Below are 22,006 nucleotides of genomic sequence, written 5' to 3'. Positions count from 1 at the left end.
CGAAGGAGCGACCACGTGAGCGCAGGGTCTGCACCTTTGCGGTATGCGCTGACCCTCCTGCTTTCAGCGTGCGGCGGCAGCGTGGGAGAGCCGCGTCCGGAGCCGCCGGGCGTCGCGTCGGTGGAGGTCATCCCCGGCGCCACGTTGATCGTCGGAGAGGGCGGGGAAGCCGACTTCCGGGCAGTCGCCCGAACCGGTACGGGGACGGTGGCGTCGGGCTTGTTCCGGTGGTCGGTGGAGGATCCCGCCGTCGCGACCCTTGTGTCCGAGGCGGCCGCGAAGGCGGTGGTCAGGGGTGTCGCGCCGGGTGTCACGCGGGTGATCGCCACCGTCGATGGCACGCGGGGCAGCGCGACGCTGGAGGTCTTCGTTCCCAAGGAGGTCGCCCGCTACGAGCCGGGGCGGAGCTACTTCGGGCGGAAGGGCTATGTGGAGTACGTTCCAGGGGAACTCCCTCTCATCCTGTCCGCGTCCCACGGGGGAGGGATCGCCCCGGCCGAGATCCCCGATCGCAGGGGCGGAACCCACGTGACAGACACGAACACGCGGGAACTCACGCTTGCGATGCGCGATGCGCTTGTTGAACTGACGGGTCGCGCGCCCCACGTCATCATCTCACACCTCGTTCGACCGAAGCTGGACTCGAACCGGGAAATCGTGGAAGCGGCCGAGGGGAACCCGTACGCCGAGCAGGCTTGGCACGAGTTCCACGATTGGATCGGGACGGCGCGTGCGACGGTGGCGGCGGACTTCGGGGTGGGCCTCTTCCTGGACATCCACGGCCACGGTCACGCGATCGACCGCCTTGAGCTGGGCTACCTCCTCCGCGCCCCGGATCTGAACCAGCCGGATGCGGCGCTCGACCGGGCCGAAGTGATCTCGCGTTCGAGCATCCGGGCTCTGGCGCAGGCTTCGCCCCTCCCCTTCTCGCGGCTCCTCCGCGGCGCCACCTCGCTCGGCGGCTTTCTCGAAGCGGAAGATGTTCCGTCCGTGCCCAGCCCGGAGGACCCGTCACCCGGCGACGCGCCCTATTTTCGCGGGGGATACAACACGCGCCAGCACGGTTCGCTGGCGACCGGCGAGACGGTGAGCGGCATTCAGATCGAGCACCACTACCGCGGCGTGCGGGACACGGATCGGAACCGACGCGACTACGCGGCCCGGGCCGCCCGCGCGCTTCACCGGTACATGCTGGAGCACTACGGGGAGCACTACCGGGGGATCGCGGGTAGTACCCCACCATGAACGGATTGGAAACGCTCCTGCGGCGAGTTGCGCTACCGACCCGCTTCCTCGCGCGCGCAGCGGCGGTCGCGGCGGCGGTCGCGGCGGCGGTCGCAGCGGCGGCTCTGGTGGCGGCGCCCGTCGCGGGCCAGGTGCCGTCTCATGAGCCGCAGGAGTCGACGGTGCTCATGATCTGGGGAGGGATCCGGGTCGACGGGGAACTCGTGCTCGAGCCCGCCTTCGCCTACGAGGGCAGGGTCCGCCCTCCGGGGGGGGCTGGCGACTACCGGGTGCGGGGGCTCGACGGCGAGGGGGAGACGCTGTTCTCGATCCGCTTCACGCCGGGCGAGATCTCGGATGGGAGCAAGGGCTTTTCCTACTCGATTCCCTTCGATCCCGCGTGGACGGAGGTGCTGGACCGGCTGGAACTCAGCGGGCCGGAGGGCGTGACCGCGGTGGACCGGGAGGCGGGCGCGCGGGCGATGATGGTGATCGACCGCGCCACGGGACAGGTGCGGAGCCTCCTGCGCGATGCGGCCGGCGGGCTTCCCGCGGAGCTGGCGGCCGACAGTTCCAGCCTCCGCATCCTCCGCGGACTGCCGCGTCCCCCAGGCTGACCGGGAAAGGTGTACGGCGTCGGCGCCCGTGTTAGCTTGAGCCGCGCCGGGCGGAGGCCCCGTCGGGTCCGCCCCGCTTCCCGGCCGGGTAGCTCAGTTGGTAGAGCAACGGACTTTTAATCCGCAGGTCGTGGGTTCGACCCCCACCCCGGTCATTCTCCCCCGCGCATCGGCGCCACCCGCACACGAGCGCCGCCCCGGGCGCTAGTTCCAGCGATACGCGAGGCGGACGTAGTAGAAACCGCCGTTGGAGCCGAACGGGGAACCCGGACCGTAGCGGTTGCCGGAGAAGGGGGCGCCGGGGTTTTCCGCCGGGTACCGGTTCAGCGCGTTCTGGCCCCCTGCGCTGAGGGTGAGCGCGTCACCGATCGACCACGAGGCCTCGAGGTCGACGAGATGGGCGCCGGGATACGAGAAGTCATCCCGGGAATCGAACCAGCCGGCGTAGTAGCTCACGCGCCCCAGGAGGCTCAACCGGCCGAGCCCGTGTTTCGCCGTGAGAATCCAGCGCGTGCCGGGCAGGCCCCCCTCGAGCTGGCGGATGCGGGTGTCGTCGAGCTTCGCGGGATCGAACTCCGTGACTCTCGTCTGCGTGTGGTTGAAGGCGAGGCTCAGCGCCGTCCCGCCGGCGAGCGACGCGGGCGCGTACGTGGCGACGACGTCGAGACCCTGTGTGCGCGTGCTGAAGTCGTTCGTGAAGAAGCGGAACTCCTGCAGGTTCCGCGCGCTCACGATGCCCTCCTCCACGAGTCTCGTCTGTTCGTCGGGCGTGAGATTGAAGCGCTGCGTGAGCGCGATGCGGTCGGCCAGCGCGACGCGGAAGTAGTCCGCCGTGAGCAGGAAGTCGCCGCGCTCCAGCACGGCTCCGGCCGCGAAGTTGCGGGACTTCTCGGCATCGAGCGGTACCCCGCCCCTGAGCGCCGCAACTCTTGAGGTGGAGGGGATCGTCCCGCTGTTCACCAGGTCCCCGAGGTTGCGGTCGAAGATGGTGGAGACGTTGAAGGCGTTCTGCTGGCCGGGCGTGGGCGCGCGGAAGCCGGTGCTGAGGCTGCCGCGCAGGGCGAGGCCGTCCGTGAGCGCGTACCGTCCCGCGAGCTTGCCGTTCAACGTCGATCCGAAGTCCTCGAAGTCCTCGAAGCGGAGTGCCGCGCCGAGCGTCCAGCGGCTGTCGCGGTAGTCGCGCAGTTCGGCGTCCGCGTAGAAAGCCGTGTTCGTGCGGTGCCAGTCGCCGGCCGCGATGGGGCTGAAGCCGGGAAAGCCGTTGGAACCCGCGCTGAAGCCCTGCGGGGCGAGGCGGCCCAGCGTCCACGACTCGTCCTGGCCGAGTCCGACCGTGAAGTGCTCGTCGCGCCACTCGAACCCGGCGGCCAGGTCGAGCAGGTCGCTCACGGTGTACGCCGCGTCCACGTTCAGGTTGATGTCCACCTGCCGGTAGAGTCCGGGATCGAACTCGGTGGGCGTGGCCGGGCCCAGCGAGGCGTTGACCGTGTTGAAGATGAAGAAGTCCACTTCGTGCTGGCCGTAGTTCCCGCTCACGTCCCATTGGAGGCGCCCGATCTGGCCCTCCACGCCGGCCACGAGCGAGGCGTCGCTCACGTCTCCCCCGAACTGCGGCGTGAAGCCGCCCGGGAACAGCTTCTGGAAGGTGAAGCAGTTCGGATCGGCGAGGACGTGCTGCAGGGCGGCCGGGTCCGGCAGTCCATCGGTGACCCGGACGACAGGGCAGCCGGCGGAACCGTCGAGGACCCCGTCCTGCGCGTCGAGCAGGTCGCCGATGAGGAGCGTCTCGCCGGCGTCCAGGCTGAACACGCCGCTCCGCGTGTTCGGGTTGCGATAAAAGAAGCCCCCCGTGACGCGCTGGCTCGCGTAGTTCGCGTGCGCGTAGGCCTTGGTGCCGCTGCCGAGGAAGTAGCCGAAGTTGCCCCACAGCTTCAGGTCATCCTCGATCTTCGGCGCGCCCCAGATCTGGGCCGGGTCGCGGACGTGCGTGTTCCCGCGGGAGACGAGGAGCGCGGCGTCCGCGCGTTGCACGCTGCGGCTGCTCGAGTTGGAGTGCCCGTACTCGGCGCTCAGGTTCGCGAAGCCCGTCGCGCCGAGGGGCAGTCCCGTGTTCCCGGATATCGTATAGCCTTCGCCACCCCCGTCGCCGAAGCCGCCCCCGCGCACTTCGAGCGCGCCGCCCGACCGGGCGTCCTTGAGATGGAAGTTCATCACGCCCGCGATGGCGTCGGAGCCGTACTGGGCCGAGGCGCCGTCCCGCAGCACCTCCACCTGGCGGAGCGCGATGGCCGGGATGGTCGAGATATCCGGGCCCTGCGCGCCGTCGGCGACGCCGTTGCCGATCCACGTGATGACCGCCGCCCGGTGGCGCCGCTTCCCGTTCACGAGCACGAGCGTATGGTCGGGGGCCAGGCCCCGGAGGTTCGCCGGCCGGATGATCCTCGCCGCGTCTCCGACGGCCTGCGGGTTGACGTTGTAGGAGGGGATCGTCGTTCGCAGAAGGTCGTCGATGTCCGTGTCCCCCTGGTCGAGCAACTCCGAGGGGGCGAGCGCGTCGATGGGGACCATCGATTCCGTGGCGGTCCGGGGTCTCGACCGGCTGCCGACGGCGACGAGGCCGGCGACGGAGATCACGGTCGGAGTCAGGGGGACCTCGAGCACGGCGACGGAATCGACCGCGACGGTGGCTTCCCGCCGCGCGATCGCGTAGCCGAGAAGCCGCACTTCGACCGCGACGGGGCCCGAGGGGAGGTCCGGCATGCGGAAGCGGCCCTCGACATCGGTGATCCCGCCGTAGCCGAGTCCCGGCAGCGCGACCTGCGCCCTCGGCAGACCGGCCCCCGTCTCGGCGTTCCGGACGATGACCTCCAGTCCGCCCTGCGCGAAGACTGCGGCCGGCACCGCCAACAGACCGATCGCCGCAACGACGAAGATCCTCCGCATGCTACGCCTCCTCCGCGTCATTCGGAGCGGTCGAGAGCAGGTGCCGCGTCCAGGTCGCGATGTGTTCCATCTGCCGCTCGCGCTCGCCCGCCCACCGGGGCAGCCGAACGGCATTGGCGACGAGAACGCCACCCCCGCCGAGCCCCATCAGCGTGGGGACCATCAGCGCCGCGCCCACCCTGCCGTCCGCGACCATGATGAAGGCGACGATCACCGCCATGACCAAAAACATGACGCCGACGAAGGTGGTTTCGAGTGCGTCGCCCTTGCGCGTGCCCAGCCGGAGTCGGTGGCCCGCCTCGGTCTGCTCGAGGACCGCGTGCAGGTTCCCGTTGCTCCATTCGCGGATCCCGCCCTCGGCCGTGACCTCGCCCTTCGCGTCGAACGTGGCCCGCAGTTCGGCGACGAGAAACTGCCACTCGCGATCCGTCAACTCCCGGGGGAGCTCAACGATCCGGCCCGCGGAAATCGGAACGCCGAGCAGCTTTCGCCGCGGCACGACGCGCGGCGGCGTATCGAGTTCGGCCGCGGCGGACGCGACGCGCTCCGGGGAGAGCCCGACCTCGAGACCGACGGCCTGGAGTTCGCCGAGCGTCAGTCCGCCGTCCACGGGAGAAGGCAGGCTGGCGCGCTCTTCCTCGGCCGCCTCGGCGGCGCGCGCGAAGACCTGCCGGATCTCTTCTTCCCCGTACCTGCGTTCGCTGTCCATTGCGGCGTGAATCTGTAGTCCATCGGCGGGCGATGGAAAGATGACGATGGCGGAACGGATGATGGCGGAACGGATGATGGCGGAACGGCCCCGGCGGCCGCAGCTTGTCGGCGTGCGCCGCGCCGGGGGGCGCACCGAGCCCGGCGGATAGCGAGACAAGGAGCGGAATGTGACAGCCATCAGGTGGCTTGCGGCGTTCGCGGCCGTAACGGCTCTGCCGAATCATGGATCCGCGGCGGCGCAGACCGCGTTCGGAATCAAGGGAGGGGTGACGTACGCGGACGCCGCCTTCATCGACCAGTTCACATCGGAAGCGCTCCTGCGAAGGGCGGGTGGCGGGTTCGTGACTCTGCCCCTGTCGGAGCGCGCCACGGTCCAACTCGAAGCGCTCTATCTCGAACGGGGGTTCTCGACTTCGGGCCTTCATCAGGATGGATCGAGCACGAGGATGTCCTACCTGGATTTTCCCGTCCTGCTTCGGCTTCGGATGACTCCGGCGCCCGCGCGCGTGCGGCCGATTCTTCTGGCGGGAGCGTATTGGGGACACGAGGTCGGCTGCCGCCTGGAGGGCGGCGTGGCGCAGTTCGAGGAGAGCAACAGTTGCGAGGGGCGGTTCCGGCGGCGCGGCGTTGCGGATGTCGGCCTGGTCGTCGGCGCGGTCGTCGAGGTGGCGGCCATCGACGCCTGGTTCGTGACGCTCGAAGCCCGCTACCACTACGGCGTCCGTAACCTCCACTGGGACCCCGCCTCCGATGGCGCCATGGCGCGCAACCTGTCCGCTCTGGCCGGCTTTGGGGTTCGGGTCGGGGGGTGACCCGGGTCAGCCGTTCAGCCGTCCTCTCGCCGTCCGTCCTCTCGGCCCGTGGTCGGTGGGGCCGGCGGCGCCGTGACCGAAAACGCCTTGATCCCTTCAACGATCCCGCGCGCGGCCCTCTCCGGCGCACCGAGGATGATCTCGCGGTCCCGCGCGCTGGTCATGAACCCCGTCTCGATGATCAGGGCGATCGTCATCGGATGGAGGGCGTGCTCGTACCGGCGGTAGTTGAAGGCGTAGTAGTTCCGCATGCGGCGGGTCGAGACCGGCAGGTTCCTGAGGCCGGTCGCGGCTCCGTAGGTCTCCCGGAGCACGCGCGCCGCGTCCTCCGCCCGTCCCGTGGCGTCGCGCCGCGGGGAGGCGACGCGGTATCCCGACGCGGCGGGGCTGTCGCTCCCGTCCGCGTGGATCGAGATGAAGAGGTGCGCCCGGTAGCCGGGGGGGACGACGGCGGGGAGGATGTCGACCTCGTAGCCCAGCGTCTCGAGTTCCTCGGCCGCCAGCCGGGCGATGACGAGGTTCGCCTCCCACTCGGCGGTTTCCCGCCACCGCGTGCCGTTGTAGCGGATACGGCGGAGTTCCTGCGGGGCTTCGGCGGCGAGCCAGTGACCGGCCTGGAGGCCGATTCGGATGGGGCCGGGAGGGGGTTCCCACTCCTCCGGCGTCGGGATGGGGCCGGGGTACCGGTTGTAGTCCCGCCACGAGCGCCAGCGCTCGCTCGCGGCGGCGGCACGTTCCGCGGTGCGCTGCTCCTGGGCCGCGACGCTGCTCGCGCCGGGTCCCGCGAATCCGGCGAAAAGCACCACGGCGGCGGTGAGTACGGTCAGCTTCAAATCGAGACCTCCTCGCGAGCAGTCCCCACGCCTTCGCCCACGCCCCCACACCTTCGCCCCCACGCCTTCAACCCCCGAACCGCTCGGGGCGTTTGACGCTAACCCGCGCGGCAACGGCGCGGCAACGGCTCGGCAACGGCGGCCCCCGACGTTCTAGCGGCAGTTCAGCCCGGGGCTCGCGGGGAGTCCCTCCGTCGCGGCGGCGGCGAGCGCGTTGAACAGGAGCTTGAACGTGTTGCGCGGCTGGCCGCGGAAGTGCGGCCGGAAGGCGAACAGCACGACCTGGCCGGCGCCGACCTCGACCTGCGCGGCCGCCGGGTAGCCGGCGAGCACCTCCTCGCCGCCCAGCGTCCAGCCGCTCACGAGGAAGTCCGCATCGGCGTAGCACACCGGGGTCGAGACCCGGCCCACGTTGCCCGCCGCCCCACCCGTCCTCTCCAACACCTGGCTGCGGGAAAAGAGGGTCATCGCCTCCTCGTCCATCCCGTAGCCGAGTGGGTGCGAGGGGTCGACCGCGAGCCGAATCACGGAACCCGGGATGAAGAACTCCTGCGAGGAGAGTCCCCGCGCCCGGTTCCGGAAGGGGAGGCCGAAGGTCTCGATCGCGTAATCCACCGCCTGGTCGAGGGCGACGAGCCAGCCCCCGGCCTCGACGAAGGCGCGGAGCGCCGCGGCGCCCGCTTCGCCGAGGCCGCCCGTGTACTCGTCCGGCATGGTGCCCGGCAGGTTCCCGCTCGCGATCCCGCCCGCGGCCTGCGAGGGGAGGAGGATGACGTCAAAGCCCGACAGCTCGCCGCTCCGCACGTCCGCGTCCCACACGTTCTCCCACTCGAAGCCGTACTCGTCCAGCACCCAGCGGGTCCACCCCTCGGGCATCGGGGCCTGCCACGAGCGGTAGATCGCCACGCGCGGAGGCCGTGCCGCGGCGGCGGCGCCGGGGGAGGGCGGGGAGGAGACCCCGGTGAGCGTGAGTCCATGGTCGGCGGCGAGAGCGCGGGCCTCGTCGGCGGACAGGTCGGGCAGCCAGTACGACCCGGCCGGGATCTCGCCGTCCGGCGTCGGGAGCACCTGCACGGTGCGGAAGCGCTCCGGGGTTTCGTCCGCGCCCCCGCCTTCTCCGGGCTCGCCCGCCGCGGAGGAGAGCCCGCGGTACATCGAGTTGGCGTTGCCATGCACCGCGAAGCCGGCCGCCCCCTCGCCGCGGACCTCGCCGATGTCGGTCGAAACCTCACCCCACTCGCCCGGCGGCATCTCGAACGGTTCTTCCACGTTCACCGCCTCCAGGCCCATCTGGAAGCGGAGTTCGTAACCCGTCATGTCGTACGGCGGCTCCGGCGGTCCGCCGGGATACTGGCGCCGGTCGGGGTATTCCTTGGGTTCCATGAGATCGACGACGTACGGCCGGAAGGCCTGGGGCGGAATCACGTACGATCCGGTGGCGAAAGCGAGATCGCCCTCCGGCCCCGCCACCGAGAACGGCTCCGACGCGCGCAGGAACTCGATCCCGGACTGCGACATCAGGCCCATGAACTCGACCACCGCGCCCGGGTCGTGCGAGGCCCGGGGGTCGAGCACGTAGGCGAACGGACCGCCCTCGGCCGCGTTGCCGCGCTCGATCTGGCGCCGGCCCATGAGGTAGTGGTTGAAGAGGTATTCCTCCTTGAGCTTCGCGCCCATGTCAGCCACGGCCTTCGCCGCCGTCATCATGTAGTCCATGGCGTCGCGCAGGTGCCAGCAGCCGCCGAGCCACGGGTTGTTGTAGTTCGTCGACGGCGTCTTCGCGGGCAGGTGCCCGGCGCGCGCGCCGAACGTGTCCGGGATCTCGTCCTCGTCGTAGCAGCGGGGCGTCGCGTAGCCCGCCCCCGCCGTCTCCGTGAGGAACCCGAGCATGTTGTGATAGTCGGGCCCGCCCCTCATGGAACCGTTCCACCACAGATCGAAGACGATGCCGCTGTTGACCCCGCCTTCCCCTCCTCGTCGAAGCGGCGGCGCATCGAATGTCCCATCTGGTTCAGGGAACTCACGACGAGCGGATCGAGGTGCGGGTTCACGGGGTTCTCGAAGGGCGGCATCCAGATCCGCCCGGGGAAGGGGCTCGACTGATGCTGATTATAGACGATCTGCGGAAACCAGTTATGATACAGTTGCCGCGTCACGGCCCGCGTCTCGACCTGCGTCAGCATGTACCAGTCGCGATTGTTGTCGTGCCCGATATAGTGATGATAGAGCTCCGGCACGCGCGCCATCTCGAACTCGCCGCCAACGTTCGACATATACCAGTCGGCGACGATATTCAGACCGTCCGGGTTCATATTCGGCATGAGCAGGACGACCGCGTTCTCCCGCACGCGGCGGGTCTCCGGCGACTCATCCGTGACGAAGTGGCGCGCCATCTCGGGCATCAGCTGCCCGTGCGCGACCTCGGTCGCGTGCAGCCCGCCGTCGATCCACACGACGGCCGCGCCTTCCCGTGCCAGCGCCCGCGCCTCCTCCTCGTCGAGGACCGATCCGTACCCCGCCTCCGGGTCCCGCGCGTAGGCCAGAGTCCGCGTGATTTCCTTGATCCGTTCCAGCCGGCGGAGATTGGACGGCGACGAGATCGCGGCGAGGTAGAGGGGCTCGCCGCGCGTGCTCTCCCCGATCCTTTCCAGCGCCATGCGGTCGGTGGAGGCCGCGAGCGCCTCGAAGTAGGCCTTGATCCCGTCGTAGTTCGTGAGCTTGTAGTCTTCGCCGGGCGCGAACCCGATGATCTCCGCGGGCATCGGCACGTCGGCGGTGCCGCCGCCCCCCGTCGAGCAGCCCGCGATCAACGCGGCGCCGATCCACGATCCGACGACCGTGCGCCACCTGGCGGTCGGAGAGAGTTCCCTCGCGATCATCGGCTCCGTCCTCCCGTCTCTAGACAAACCCATACCGGGAAGAAATGGTCACGATGCTCAACGTGCAATCCGTCAGTTCGGGATGATCTGAACCACCTGGCCGTTGCGGTCGACCACGCGGATGGGGCCGCGGAGGATGTCGTCGCCGTAGGGGATTCTGCGTTCGGGCGTGGCGCGAGCGGCGCCCGGGCCGGGGATCCGGTAGATCTCGGCGAGCCCGATCTTGACCGCATACCCGAGATCCGCCAGCGACTGGACCGTGATGAGGCTCAGGAGGTCGCGTTCTCCCACCGCCTGGAAGGGCGTCATCAACTCGTGGGCCAGTACGGATTCTCGCCAGTGGGAGTCCGCCGACCCGGGTCCCGCCGTGTTTTCGACCGGTACTTTCTCGCCGTCGTCGTAGTTCGCTCCGCCCCGCTCGTCGAACGCGGCGATGGCCAGCGGTCCCGTGAAATGCGTGTCGGCCCCCGAGTTGTGCATGGACGGGTTCCGGAGCAGGCCGTGGTCGACCCACACCGTCCCGATCCCCAGGACGTGGCCGATTTCGTGCAGGATCACCTCCTCGACATCCTTGAGGTTCCCTCTCTCCTCGAGCCGCGCGAGGTCCGCCGCGTCGAGTTCGAGGGCGCCGACGGAGGGCAGACGGGACCCGGCGCGGATGACGCACGGGCCGGCCCGGGCCAGGAGGCCGTCTTCGCCGTCGATCTCCCGGACGGTCGCCACGATCGCGATGTCGTCGACGGTGCCGATGCGCTGATCGGTCGTGATGTCCCAGCATCCCGGCGCCACATCCTGGCCGAGCGGGACATCCGCCAGCTCCGTGTCCGCGAGTATGGCCGTCCAGAAACGCACGGCCTTGGCGAAGGCCTCCGCCTGCGACTCCGTCACGTCGTCGAGGAGGATGAGATCGATGTCGAAGGGCCGTGACGCCGCCTCTCTCACGATCACGGGAAAGGAAAGCTCCGCGGTCGCGCCCGGCGGGTCGGTCGCGGTCAGGGTCACGGTCGTGGCACCCGCGGCGACGGGGGTCAGCGTCACGACGCCCCGGTCGGCGGCCACCGTCGCCACGGCGGCGTCGGCCGTGGCGCCGGAGATGCGCACGGCGGCGCCCTCGGGATCCCGGAAGTAATCCGACGCCGTGAACGTGGTCGGGTGGGCGCCCGACTGCATGCGCTGGGGCGCCACCTCCCGCTCCGGCACAGGCGGCGCGTTCGTCCCCTCCCCGAAGAGGATGAGCGGGTCGCCCAGTCCGATCTCGATGCCCGTCACCCCTCGCGGGACCGCGGGCGCCGGGCCCGCCACCACCTGCACCTCGTCCTGGCCACCCTCCGTCGCGGTCACGGTGATCTCCGCGCTCCGTTCGCTCCCTGCTTCGAGGACCGCCATCTCCGCCGAGAGCGCGCCCCCCCGGGCGGTGAGCGGAACCGTCGCGGCGAACGGCGCTCCCTCGGCCACGGCGAGCGCGATCCGGGCAGGACCCGTTGCGGCGGGGTCCGGGTTGTCCGTGCGCTCGAGTTCGAGGGCGAGCGCGAACGGGGCACCCGGGTTAGCCGCCAGGAGCAGCGTGTCGAGACTGGACAGGCCGACGAACATCCGCTCCGGAAGCGCCGCCAGACGGTTCCTGTCCAGCCGAAGCACGCGGAGCGCGGAGAGGCCCGAGAGCAGTCCGGCGGGCAACTCGGCGAGCTGGTTGCCGTACAGACGCAGCGACTCCAGGCGTGAGAGGCCCGAGAATGCACCCTCCGGGAGCGCTTCCAGGCGGTTCCTGTCCAGCCGCAATTCCGTGAGGCTGCCAAGGCCCGCGAAGACGCCGGAGGGAAGCGTATCGAGCCCGCTGTCCTGGAGCAGCAGGCTCTCCAGTTCGACCAGGCCGGAGAAGACGCCCTCCTCCAGCGCGCCTATGCGGCCGTTGGCGAGATAGAGCCACTTCAGCCTGGCGAGTCCCGCGAACACGTCTTCCCCGAGGATCGTGAAATCGTTGGCGCCCAGGTGCAGCCGCTCGAGGCTCGCGAGTTCCGAGAAGGCGCCGGCCGGCAGTGTGGCGAGCGCGTTGGCACGCAACTCCAGGGTCTCGAGGGACGGGAGTCCGGCGAACGATTCGGCCGACAGCGTGGTCAGCGCGTTGTCGCCCAGGTCCAGCGTCTTCAGGCGGGCGAGGCCCGCGAACGCGTCGGCGGGCAGCGTCTCGAAACCGTTATTCCGCAGGCGCAGCGTCTCGAGGCTCGTGAGATCGGCGAATACGCCCACCGGAAAGGCGGTGAAGCCGACGCCGGAGAGATCCAGGTTTCGGAGGTTGTACAGGCCGGAAAGATCGCCCGGCCTCAGGGTGGGTATCGCGATGCCCGCGAGGTTGAGCGTCGTGACCCCCAGGTGCTCCGTCGTCACGGACGAGCACCGGTCGGCGCGGCTCCGGACAACGAGAGCGTCCCGGATCTCCGGAGTCCGGTCGCAGACGCCTTCCGCGATCGTCACCTGCGTCGAGGTGGTCGCTCCCAGTCGATATCCCGCGTCCGTCGCCGGCGCATCCAGGCTGAAGAGGAAGGCTTCGCGCGCGGGCTCGATGTCGTCGTCGTCCAGGATTGCGATCCGGACGTCGGCGACGCTCGTCCCGGCGGCGACGGACACCGACCCATCGGCGCGGTAGTCCGCCGTGTCCGCGTCCGCGGTGGCCGGGTCTCCGTCCGTGCCCAGCGTGTAGCGGACGATAATGGGCGAGGCCGGCGGGGGATCGAGACGGACCGATACGACCGCGTCGAGGCCCTCGAATGCGCCCCCCGCCGGGGCGCCGACCGTCGCCACCGGCGTCCGCGGGGGTTCGGGCTCCGGCCCCGGGTCGGTGCTGCCGCCGCCGCACCCTGCGACCGTCGCCGCGACGCAGACCAGCGTCCACCTGCTCGGTGTCGGATCCACCATCAAGTCACCGTGAAGGCGCGCCGTAACCGGCCGCCTCGTCCAGATCCGCGTGTACGAAGGCGGACTCCATCCGCATGATCTCCTCCGGGGAAGCGCCGAAACCCGTCGCGGTCCTGGTCACTCCCCGCACGCGCCCGCCGCCTCATCGGCGGAGACGTAGCCGTCGAGGACATCTTCCCGTACCCGGTCGGTCGGGCGCCGTGCCGGGTCTCCGAGGCCGCCGCCCCCCGGCGTCTCCAGAACGATGCGCCGGCCGGGGGGGACGATCTCGCGGCCCTTGGGCCGGAACTCGCCCACGCCCGGCACATGAACTCGCCCCGCGGCCCCGTCCCCGCCCCCGTCGCGCCCGCGGGCCGGATTGCGCACCCGCTCGAACATCTTCGAGACGGCGAACGCCTCGCCGTCCGCATGGGAGATCTCCATCACCTGGCCGAGGCCGCCCCGGAACTCGCCGGGGCCGCCGGAGTCGGGGAGATACTCCTTCCGCCAGAAGATGAGCGGCGCGACCGTTTCGGTGATCTCGATCGGCGTGCTGCGGACCCCGGAGGGGAAGGCCGTCGCCGAGAGCCCGTCCTTCCCCGGGCGGGCACCGGTGCCGCCGGCGTGGAAGGGGTTCACGACGAACTCCGCGCCGCCGTACCGGTAGGCGCCGGTCAGTCCCGGCCCCGCCATGATGACGGGGTTCCAGAGGCACGACGCGCCTTCCGCGGGGACGGCTCCGGGTGCCAGCGCCTGTTCGAGGCAGCCGAGGACGACGTCCGGCAGCATCTGTCCGATCGCGTGGCGGGCGGAGACGGCGGCGGGAGGGGGCGCGTTGAGGAGCGATCCGGGCGGGGCGGTGACGTCGATCGCCGCCAGCGACCCCGCGTTGTTCGGGACCTCGGAGCCGACGATGCAGCGCACGCCGAACGAACTGTAGGCGCGCGTGTAGGTCACCGGCACGTTGATGCCGCGCGACGACATCGGCGAGGTGCCGTCCCAGTCGATCCCGATGGTCCCATCGGGCAGGACCGTGAGCGCGCACACGAGGTCGAGGTCTTCATCGTAGCCGTCGATCCGCATCCGGTTCCGATACGTTCCCGGGCGGAGCGCTCCGATCCGCTCCCGCATCGCCCGCCGGGAGGTGGAGATGATCGTCTCCGCCAACGGCTCCAGCGAATCGATTCCGAACTCCGCCATCATTGCCACCAGCCGCTCGCACCCCGTGCGGTTGCAGGCGGCCAGCGAGTAGAGGTCGCCCTGGGCGACATCCGGGTCCCGCACGTTCGCCCGCACCAGCCGCATGAGCGTCTCGTCCACCCGTCCGCCGCGGATCAGGTATCCGATGGGGAGGCGGATCCCCTCCTCGAACACCTGGTTCGCGTCCGCCCCGAAGCCGCGGCCCCCGACATCGGCGATGTGACTCGTGGCCGCGAACAGCGCCACCGGGCGCCCGTCCAGGAAGGTCGGCGTGACGACCGTGAAGTCGTTGAGGTGTCCCGTGCCCTCCCAGGGATCGTTCGTGATGAGGACATCGTCCTCGCGCAGCGTCTCCGCGGGGAAGTCCCGGAGGAAGAACCCGACGGAGGCGGCCATCGCATTGACGTGACCGGGCGTGCCCGTGACGGCCTGCGCGAGCATGCGCCCGGAGAGGTCGAACACGCCGGCGGAGAGGTCGCCTGCCTCCCGCACCGGGGTTGAGAAGGCGGTGCGCACGAGCGTCCGGGCCTGCTCCTCCACCACGGACAGCAGCCGGCTCCACATGATCTGTCCTTCGAGCGCCGCGATTCCCGTTTGCGCGCCTGCCGCGCCCGCGCCCGCCGCTCCCTCGGCTACCCTCCGCTCCGCTGCTTTCCGCTCGACGAGGAGGTGGCCGCCGGCGACGGCCCGCGCCTCCCAGCCGTCCGGGACCACGGTCGTCGTCTGATCTTCGGCGATCAGGGCCGGGCCCTCGACGCGGGTTCCCTCCGCGAGCGCTCCCCGCGTGTGAACCGCCGCCGCCATCGACTCGCCGCCGGGCCCGTCCCACAGCTCGGTCCAGCGTGCGGGCTCCGGTTCCTCCGCGGCCGCTCGCCCCCCGAGTGACGTTCCCGCGGGAACGTCGGCTTCGGCCAGTTGCCCAACTGGCTGGGTCCGTTCACGGGATGACGTTCCCGCGGGAACGTCCGCGGCCACTGCCGCGGGAGCCGACACGACGAGCGTCCAGCTCAGAACCTCGATGTCGAGTCCCGGGATCGTGCGTCCATACACCGTCTCGTAGCCGCGGTCGAACGCGTCGCGCAGCGCCGCCCCGTCGTCGAGGTCGCCGGGGAGGTCGACGCCGATCTCGTGCCCCTGCCCGACATAGCGCATGTAGGCCCGCGTCTTCTCGCTCGTCTCCACCCCTGGCGCCCCCCGCGAGACCACGGCCTCCGCCTCCGCCCTCATCTCATCGAACACTTCACGCACGACGGCGGGATCGAACCCGGACAGACGCATGTAGCGGCTGCGCACGACTTCATAGGAAATGGGCGCGAGGAGGAAGCCGACGGCCGACCCCACCCCCGCGTCGGCCGGCACCAGAAAGCGGTCGACGTCCAGCTTGTCCGCCAGGCGCGCCGCGTGGATGGGGGCGGAGCCGCCGAAGGCGATGAGCGTGCGTCCCGCCACGCCCTTCCCCCACTCGATCGCGTGGGTACGGGCGGCGTTGGACATGTTCTCGTCCACCATCTCGCTGATCCCGAGCGCGGCGGGCCTCGCGTCGAGCCCGAGTCCGTGCCCCACCCGGGATTCGATCACGGCCTCGGCCCGCCCCCGGTCGAGGGAAATCGAGCCGCCGGCAAAAAACTCCGGATCGATCCGCCCCAGGACGACATCGGCGTCCGTCACCGTGGGCTTGTCCCCGCCTCGCCCGTACGCCGCCGGCCCCGGCTCCGACCCGGCGCTGCCCGGGCCGACCTGGATCCGCTCCAGGTCGTCCACGCCGGCGATCGACCCGCCCCCGGCCCCGATCTCCACCATCTCGATCACGGGAATCCGCACCGGCAGGCCGCTCCCCTGCTTGAAGCGGTAGCTGCGCGCGACCTCGAACGTACGCGAATGGAGCGGCCGCCCGCCGTCGATCACGCACAGCTTCGCCGTCGTCCCGCCCATGTCGAAGGAGAGGACATCGCCGAGGTCGAGGCTCCGCGCGAGGTGGCTGGCGAGGATCGCGCCCCCGGCCGGCCCGGACTCCACGAGGCGGACGGGTGCCGCGACCGCCGTCTCCAGCGTGGTGAGGCCCCCGCCCGACGTCATGAGGAGGAAGGGGCAGGCGAGCCCCGACTCGCGCAGCGAATCCGCGAGCCCCGTCAGGTAGCGGGCCATGAGCGGCTGGACGTAGGCATTCGCGCAGGCCGTGGACTGCCGCTCGTACTCACGCACCTCCGGGCACACGTCCGAGGCCAGCGTCACCGGCAGCCCCGGCCGCCACGCGTCGAAGATCTCCCCGATCCGCCGCTCGTGCGCGGGGTTCGCGTACCCGTGAATGAGCCCCACCGCGACGGACTCCACCTCTTCCGCCTCGAGCGTCGGGAGGAGCGCCCGCACGGAATCCTCCTCGAGCGGGATGAGGACGCGGCCGCGGTGGTCGACCCGCTCCTCCACCGGGAGCCGGAGACGGCGGGGGACGAGCGGGGCAGGGCGGTCGACCCCGATGTCGTACTGCTCGAAGCGGTTCTCGTGCGCCATCTCCAGCGCGTCGCGGTGTCCGGAGGTCACGATCAAGGCCGTGCGCGCGCCCCGCCGCTCGATGATCGCGTTCGTGGCCAGGGTCGTGCCGTGGATGACGAGACGGACGGCGGAGGGCGGGACCTCCGCCAGCCCCAGCACCTTGCGCACGCCCGCGAGGACGCCCCGCTCGGGCGCGGCGGCGGTCGTGAGCACCTTCGTCGTGACGAGGCGCCCGCCGGCCTCGAGCGCCACGTCCGTGAAGGTCCCGCCGATGTCGATGGCGAGCCGGGCGCCCATCACCCGTCTTCGCGCAGCGGCACCGTGTAGTTCAGCGCGAGGCGCCCGCCGTCCGTGTAGATCGTCTCGCCCGTGAGGTACGAGGCGTAGTCACTCGCGAGGAAGACGGCCACCGTCCCGATCTCGCCCGCGTCCCCGAACCGTCCCAGCGGCGTGCGGGAGAGGATCGTGCGCCGCGCCTCCTCGTCGGCGATCACCGAGTCGAGGATGTCGGTGACGATCGTGCCCGGCCCGATCGCGTTGACCCGGATGTCGTGCGGCGCGAGCGCGAGCGCCATCACCTTCGTGAGCTGCATGACCCCGCCCTTGGAGGCCGCGTAAGCGAGCTGGTTCGGGATCGTCACCACGGCGTTCGTCGAGGACATGTGGATGATCGACCCCTTCACCCCGCGCGCCACCATGTCTCGCGCCACCAGACGTGAGACGAGGAAGGTCCCGCGCAGGTTCACGCCCAGCACCCGGTCGAAGTCCTCGACCTCGGCGTCCAGAATCGAGCCCGCCGCGATGATCCCCGCGTTGTTGAGCAGGATGTCGCAGCGGCCGAAGCGTTCCGTGCAGGCGTCGAGCAGGGCCGCGCAGTCGCGCTCCTCGCTCACGTCCGCGCGCACGGCGAGCGTCTCCCGCCCCGTCTCCTCCGCGATGCGGCGGGCCGTGTCCGCGCAGCGCTCCTCCAGCACGTCCCCCAGCACGACATCCGCCCCGTGACGGGCGAAGGCGAGCGCGCACGCGGCGCCGATCCCCTTCGCCGCCCCCGTGACGATGGCGGTCTTCCCCTCGAGTGTGATCACGCTGAGCCCTTCCTGGTTCGTTGATCCCGAGTTGACCGCCGAAGCGAAGCTGGGGAGGTCGGAGCGACGGTCCCATGGTATCGACGAAAGCGACGTGTGGCATGCGGCGACAGAATCTCACCGAGGTCGGGTCACCAAGTCTACCTCTCGTGCCTCGGCCCTCGACATGGTATCTTAATGAAATATACCAGTAACACGGAGTATACCATGAAGAAAGAGAACCGGAACTCGCCGACCGATGCTCCGCCGGATCCCATGTCCGATCCGTTGCCCGACACCGAACGCGTGACGATCGACGAAGCCGGCCGGCTGGTGGTCCCCGCCCGCTTTCGCCGCGCACTGGACATTCGGGGCCGGCAGCAACTGATCATGGCCCTGGAGGGCGACACGATCCGGCTGCGCACCCCCAGCGCCGCACTCGCGCGGCTGCAGGCCATCGCGCGCCGGCACTGGAAGGGCTCCGGGAGCGTCGTCGATGAATTCATCCTGGAACGGCGAGCCGAAGCCGCCCGTGAATGAAGCGTTCGAGACCGTGCTTGACGCCTCGGCCGTCCTGGCGGCGCTGCTAAAGGAACCGGGGGCGGTTCGCGTCGAACGCGCGCTCAGGCGAGGAGCCGCGATGTCGTCCGTGAACGTGGCCGAGGTTGCGGCGCGTCTCTCGCAAGACGGCTGGTCCTCGGGGGACGTGTCGAGCGTCGTCACGGGAATGGGCATCGAAGTCATCCCCTTCGACCGGCGAACCGCCCTGCTCAGCGGCGCCTATCGCCCGCGAACGCGGCGTCACGGCCTCGGACTGGGTGACCGGGCATGCCTGGCCACCGCACGCAGCCTCGGTCTCCCGGCCCTCACCGCCGACCGGAGCTGGGCCGCCCTCGAGATCGACGGCGTGACCGTCGTGCAGATCCGGTGACGGCCAGTTTGTGGTCACGGTGTGGTCTTGAAATTGGAGCGTGTGATGCTGCATACTGAGTCCGTGAAGCGCAGCCGGGAGCGATCCGCCATGGAACTCGCAATACGTGAGGCGAAGGCCCGCCTCTCCGAACTCGTCGCCGCCGCCCGCAGCGGCGAGCGCGTGATCATTACGAAACACGGTCGCCCCGCGGTCGAACTCGTTCGCTGCGACCACGGCGGCGGGATCGATTTCGACAAGCTGGAGGCAGCCCGCCGTCGGCTCGGCATGGAAGGGGATCGCGAGCGGTGGCCTTCGGAGTACGACGATCCGGCGTTCAGCCGCCGGGTGCTGGGTCTCGATATCGAGTAATCGGCCGACGATGCGTGTACTCCTCGATACGTCCTATCTCTACGACTTCATGGAAGCGCCGGGGCGATTCCATGAGTCCGAGCGCCGGTTTCTCGCCGCCCGCGATGCCCGCATCCACGTGAGCGCGGTGTCCATCTGGGAGATGCGGCTCAAGCACCGTGCCCGTCGCGCGTCGGGCGCCCGCAAGAGTCCTTTCGCACCGCAGGACGTGCTCGCGCTGCTGGAAGATCAGGACGTGACGTTCCTGCCCATGACGATCCTCGATGCTGCGGCCTCGCTGGAGCCGCCCCTCGACCACGGGGACCCGTTCGACGAACTGCTCCTGGTCCAGGCGCAGCGGCAGGGCCTGATGCTGCTCACGACCGACCGGCGTCTCGCCGACCATCCGCTCGCTGTGGCTGCAGAGGAGCCAGGCTAGAACGCATCCCTCAGCGCCGTTCCTGCGCATTCCCGCGGGAACGCACCGGGAACGCGTGGCATGGCAGGGGGACGGTTCATTAGGGGACCAGTGCGCCTGGTCGCTCCTTCACGTGACGGCGCATCCAGTCGAACATCTCCCACACGGTGTGCAGGACCGATTCGCGGGCCCGGTAGCCGTGGCTTTCGTGGGGCAGCATCACCAGGCGGACGGTGCCTCCCAGCCCCTTCACGGCGTGGTACATGCGCTCGGACTGGACGGGGAAGGTCCCGGAGTTGTTGTCGATGACGCCGTGGGTCAGGAGCAGCGGTTCGTTGATCTTCTCCGCGTGCATGAAGGCCGACATGCGGAAGTAGACCTCCGGCGCCTCCCAGAAGGTGCGGCGCTCGTACTGGAAGCCGAAGGGCGTGAGGCTCCGGTTGAAGGCGCCGCTGCGCGCGATGCCGGCGGTGAAGTCGTCGGAGTGCGCCAGCATGTTGGCGGTCATGAAGGCTCCGTAGCTGTGGCCGGCGATCCCGACCCGGTCGCGGTCGGCCACGCCCATCTCGACGAGCCTGTCCACCGCGGCCTTGCCGTTGGCCACCAGCTGCTCCACGTAGGTGTCGTTCGCCGCAAAGCCGCCCACGATCGGCATCGCGGCGTCGTTGAGCACCGCATACCCCTGCGTGAGGAGCAGGAGGTGCGAGGCGCCGGAGATGGTCGTGAAGCGGTGAGCCGAGCCCCTGACCTGACCCGCGCCGTCCTCGTCGGCGAACTCGCGTGGGTAGGCCCATACCAGGACCGGCAGACGCTGTCCGGGCTCGTAGTCGGCGGGCAGGTACAGCTCACCCGATAGCGGGATGCCGTCGTCGCGCTCGTAGTAGATCTTGCTCTTGGTGATCCCCGCGAGCTGGGGCTGGGGGTTGGGGAAGGAAGTGAGGGCCGTGCGCTCGTCGTTCGCGGTCGCGACGAGGTGGTAGTTTGGGGGCTCCTCGCTGGTCTCTCGCCGGATGACGATCCGGCCGGCGCGTGCGTCCGCGAGACCGACCACGGTCTCGTAGCTGTCCGCGCCCGAGTGGAAGAGTCGCTGCCGCTCGGCGGTCGCCAGATCCAGCCGGTCCAGGAATGGCCGGTCTCCTTCCGGAGATCCTCCGGGGCCCGCCAGAAAGATGCTTGTGCCGTCCATGTGGACGACCGGCTTGCCGGCCCCGTCCTGCTTCATGACCGGGTCGCCCGGATTGCCGTACCAGTCGTCCGTGCTGCGGTCCCAGAGGAGCGCGGGCTGGCCGCCGGGAGCGCCGGGAGCGTCAGCCTGCACGGCCCAGGCGCGGGTCCGCCGTGTCGGCCAGTCGAATTCGTAGACCAGGGCGGTCTCGCCGTCCTCGCCCCACAGAACCGGATAGCCGAATCCGAAGGCGCCCGAGCCCAGGCGGTGCTCGGTGCGGACGAGTTCGGTGCCCTCTCCGTCGAAGGGCGCCGCGAGAGTCAGCACCCGGTCGCGGTGAGGCACGTCGAGCGCGGGGTTGCCGCCGTCGAGGGCTTCCACATAGGCCAGCGTGGCGGGCACGCCGGGGCGCCAGGAGAACTGGCGGAGACCAGCGCGGCGAAAGCCCAAGTGCTCGGGGCCGCCCTCGTCCAGCGGCAGCGTGGCGAGCGTGCGCAGCGGCGCGCCGTCCCTGCCGAGGACTTCCACCTCCCTGGCGAAGCGGGAGTCGGGCACGAGGTACGAGTAGGGGCGAACCGTGCGGACGGACAGGTAGTAGTCGCCGCTGGGCGAAGGGTCGAGGGATTCATAGACCGCCGGGGCGCCGATGGCTTGTGCGGCTCCGGTGGCGGCGTCGACGAGGGCCGGCTGCGACGTGAGGTAGTAGTCGAAGAGCGCCTCGTCGTGGGCGTCTTCCAGCAGGTCCTGGAAGGTCCAGGAGGGGGCCGCCTCGCCGCCGGATTCCTGAGTGATGGGGCCGACGGGGATCGCCGCCGGGGTGGGCGCGACGCCGCGGCCAGCGGGGACGAAATGGCAGAGCAGCGAACGGCTGTCGGGCATCCAGGCGCAGGGTTCGCCGCGGGCACCGTTCAGCGATGGGCTCGTAAGGGCGCGCGCGGCGCCCGTTTCCGGGTCGGCGAGCCAGAGGGCGACGCCGTCCGAGGTCGTTCGCGTGAAGGCGAAGCCGTCGCCCGCAGGTGACCACAGCGGTGGTCCCAAGCCGTCCTCGGCGCCGGTAACGTCGCGCGTGTCGCCGCCGTCCAGATCGACGACCGAGAAACGCACGAACGGCGGCGCGGCGTGCATGCCGTTGGTGACCGGACTGATCCTTCGTCCGGCCAGCCGCAGCATCGGCGCGGCCAGGTCCGCGATCCCGGGCATGCTCTCGCTGTATGCGAGGATCATCCGGTCACCGGACGGACTCATCGCCGCCTGGGGGAACGGCGGGGCCTCGAGGATGTCGACGACGTCCGGAGGTGGTGTACGGTAGGCTTCCTGCGCGGCCAACCGGTCGGATGGCGGCAAAAGCAGGGTGGCGAGTGCCACGAGTGCAGGGATGGGGGCGGCGAAGCGACGGATCGACATGGTGCAAGCTCCCGCGCGGATGGGTCCGGTTGCGCTCATAGTAGGCCTGGCAAGCCGGGCGTGACAGCGATGGGCGTACGGCGTTTGCTCCCA

Annotated in this window: 16 protein-coding genes and 1 tRNA gene; 8 read left to right on the top strand and 9 right to left on the bottom strand. The window is 70.4% G+C overall.

The annotated features are described in order from the left end of the window. The first annotated feature begins 15 nt into the window (after window positions 1-15). From OXN85_08850 to OXN85_08840, 3 genes are all read left to right on the top strand, one after another. Window positions 16-1,245: a hypothetical protein gene (locus tag OXN85_08850; protein ID MCY3600066.1), complete on the top strand. Its 1,230-nt coding sequence runs from the start codon at window positions 16-18 to the stop codon at window positions 1,243-1,245. Beyond that, window positions 1,242-1,841, top strand: coding sequence for a hypothetical protein (locus OXN85_08845; protein ID MCY3600065.1), 600 nt, complete (start codon window positions 1,242-1,244; stop codon window positions 1,839-1,841). The genes OXN85_08850 and OXN85_08845 overlap by 4 nt, the downstream gene beginning before the upstream one ends. Before the next feature lie 82 nt (window positions 1,842-1,923). After that, window positions 1,924-1,996, top strand: a tRNA-Lys gene (locus tag OXN85_08840). A 49-nt stretch (window positions 1,997-2,045) separates the two neighbouring features. On the opposite strand, the gene OXN85_08835 is transcribed toward OXN85_08840, so the two are convergent. Next, the gene (locus tag OXN85_08835) at window positions 2,046-4,784 is read right to left on the bottom strand and encodes a TonB-dependent receptor (GenBank protein ID MCY3600064.1); all 2,739 of its coding nucleotides are present in this window, start codon (window positions 4,782-4,784) and stop codon (window positions 2,046-2,048) included. 1 nt (window position 4,785) lies between these two features. Beyond that, on the bottom strand, window positions 4,786-5,493 hold the full coding sequence (locus OXN85_08830; GenBank protein MCY3600063.1) for a hypothetical protein: 708 nt from the start codon (window positions 5,491-5,493) through the stop codon (window positions 4,786-4,788). Window positions 5,494-5,662: 169 nt separating this feature from the next. Here OXN85_08830 and OXN85_08825 point away from each other — a divergent pair, with 169 nt between their 5' ends. Continuing rightward, complete coding sequence (locus tag OXN85_08825; protein ID MCY3600062.1) at window positions 5,663-6,307, top strand: outer membrane beta-barrel protein; 645 nt, start codon at window positions 5,663-5,665, stop codon at window positions 6,305-6,307. Window positions 6,308-6,321: 14 nt separating this feature from the next. Here the strand turns inward: OXN85_08825 and OXN85_08820 are convergent, their stop codons facing one another. The 6 genes from OXN85_08820 to OXN85_08795 all read right to left on the bottom strand — a co-directional run bounded on the left by OXN85_08820 (window position 6,322) and on the right by OXN85_08795 (window position 17,683). Next, a complete protein-coding gene (locus OXN85_08820; GenBank protein ID MCY3600061.1) occupies window positions 6,322-7,140 on the bottom strand; it encodes an N-acetylmuramoyl-L-alanine amidase in 819 nt (272 codons plus the stop codon). A 153-nt stretch (window positions 7,141-7,293) separates the two neighbouring features. Continuing rightward, window positions 7,294-9,057: a hypothetical protein gene (locus tag OXN85_08815; protein ID MCY3600060.1), complete on the bottom strand. Its 1,764-nt coding sequence runs from the start codon at window positions 9,055-9,057 to the stop codon at window positions 7,294-7,296. Continuing rightward, window positions 9,054-10,019, bottom strand: coding sequence for a M14 family metallopeptidase (locus OXN85_08810; GenBank protein MCY3600059.1), 966 nt, complete (start codon window positions 10,017-10,019; stop codon window positions 9,054-9,056). The genes OXN85_08815 and OXN85_08810 overlap by 4 nt, the downstream gene beginning before the upstream one ends. Before the next feature lie 72 nt (window positions 10,020-10,091). Then, entirely contained in the window at window positions 10,092-12,932 is a 2,841-nt protein-coding gene (locus OXN85_08805) for a leucine-rich repeat protein (protein ID MCY3600058.1), read from the bottom strand. A gap of 117 nt (window positions 12,933-13,049) precedes the next feature. After that, window positions 13,050-16,898: a hydantoinase B/oxoprolinase family protein gene (locus OXN85_08800; protein MCY3600057.1), complete on the bottom strand. Its 3,849-nt coding sequence runs from the start codon at window positions 16,896-16,898 to the stop codon at window positions 13,050-13,052. After that, window positions 16,898-17,683, bottom strand: coding sequence for a glucose 1-dehydrogenase (locus OXN85_08795; protein MCY3600056.1), 786 nt, complete (start codon window positions 17,681-17,683; stop codon window positions 16,898-16,900). Before OXN85_08795 ends, OXN85_08800 begins: the two co-directional genes overlap by 1 nt. A 210-nt stretch (window positions 17,684-17,893) precedes the next feature. Here OXN85_08795 and OXN85_08790 point away from each other — a divergent pair, with 210 nt between their 5' ends. From OXN85_08790 to OXN85_08775, 4 genes are read left to right on the top strand one after another with little or no spacing between them, the layout of a single operon-like run. Next, a complete protein-coding gene (locus tag OXN85_08790) occupies window positions 17,894-18,205 on the top strand; it encodes an AbrB/MazE/SpoVT family DNA-binding domain-containing protein (protein MCY3600055.1) in 312 nt (103 codons plus the stop codon). Further along, complete coding sequence (locus OXN85_08785) at window positions 18,162-18,596, top strand: type II toxin-antitoxin system VapC family toxin (protein ID MCY3600054.1); 435 nt, start codon at window positions 18,162-18,164, stop codon at window positions 18,594-18,596. The genes OXN85_08790 and OXN85_08785 overlap by 44 nt, the downstream gene beginning before the upstream one ends. 45 nt (window positions 18,597-18,641) lie before the next feature. Next, window positions 18,642-18,947 (top strand): type II toxin-antitoxin system prevent-host-death family antitoxin, encoded by a 306-nt coding sequence (locus OXN85_08780; protein ID MCY3600053.1) that lies wholly within the window; start codon window positions 18,642-18,644, stop codon window positions 18,945-18,947. Window positions 18,948-18,957: 10 nt separating this feature from the next. Further along, a complete protein-coding gene (locus tag OXN85_08775; protein MCY3600052.1) occupies window positions 18,958-19,365 on the top strand; it encodes a type II toxin-antitoxin system VapC family toxin in 408 nt (135 codons plus the stop codon). A 79-nt stretch (window positions 19,366-19,444) separates the two neighbouring features. Here the strand turns inward: OXN85_08775 and OXN85_08770 are convergent, their stop codons facing one another. Beyond that, the gene (locus tag OXN85_08770) at window positions 19,445-21,913 is read right to left on the bottom strand and encodes a prolyl oligopeptidase family serine peptidase (GenBank protein MCY3600051.1); all 2,469 of its coding nucleotides are present in this window, start codon (window positions 21,911-21,913) and stop codon (window positions 19,445-19,447) included. Between the last annotated feature and the right edge of the window lie 93 nt (window positions 21,914-22,006).

Source organism: Candidatus Palauibacter australiensis (assembly GCA_026705295.1).
Classification (GTDB): Bacteria; Gemmatimonadota; Gemmatimonadetes; order Palauibacterales; family Palauibacteraceae; genus Palauibacter; species Palauibacter australiensis.
Note: the sequence above shows the minus strand (reverse complement) of the source record. Positions and strands in the feature narration are given on the sequence as shown.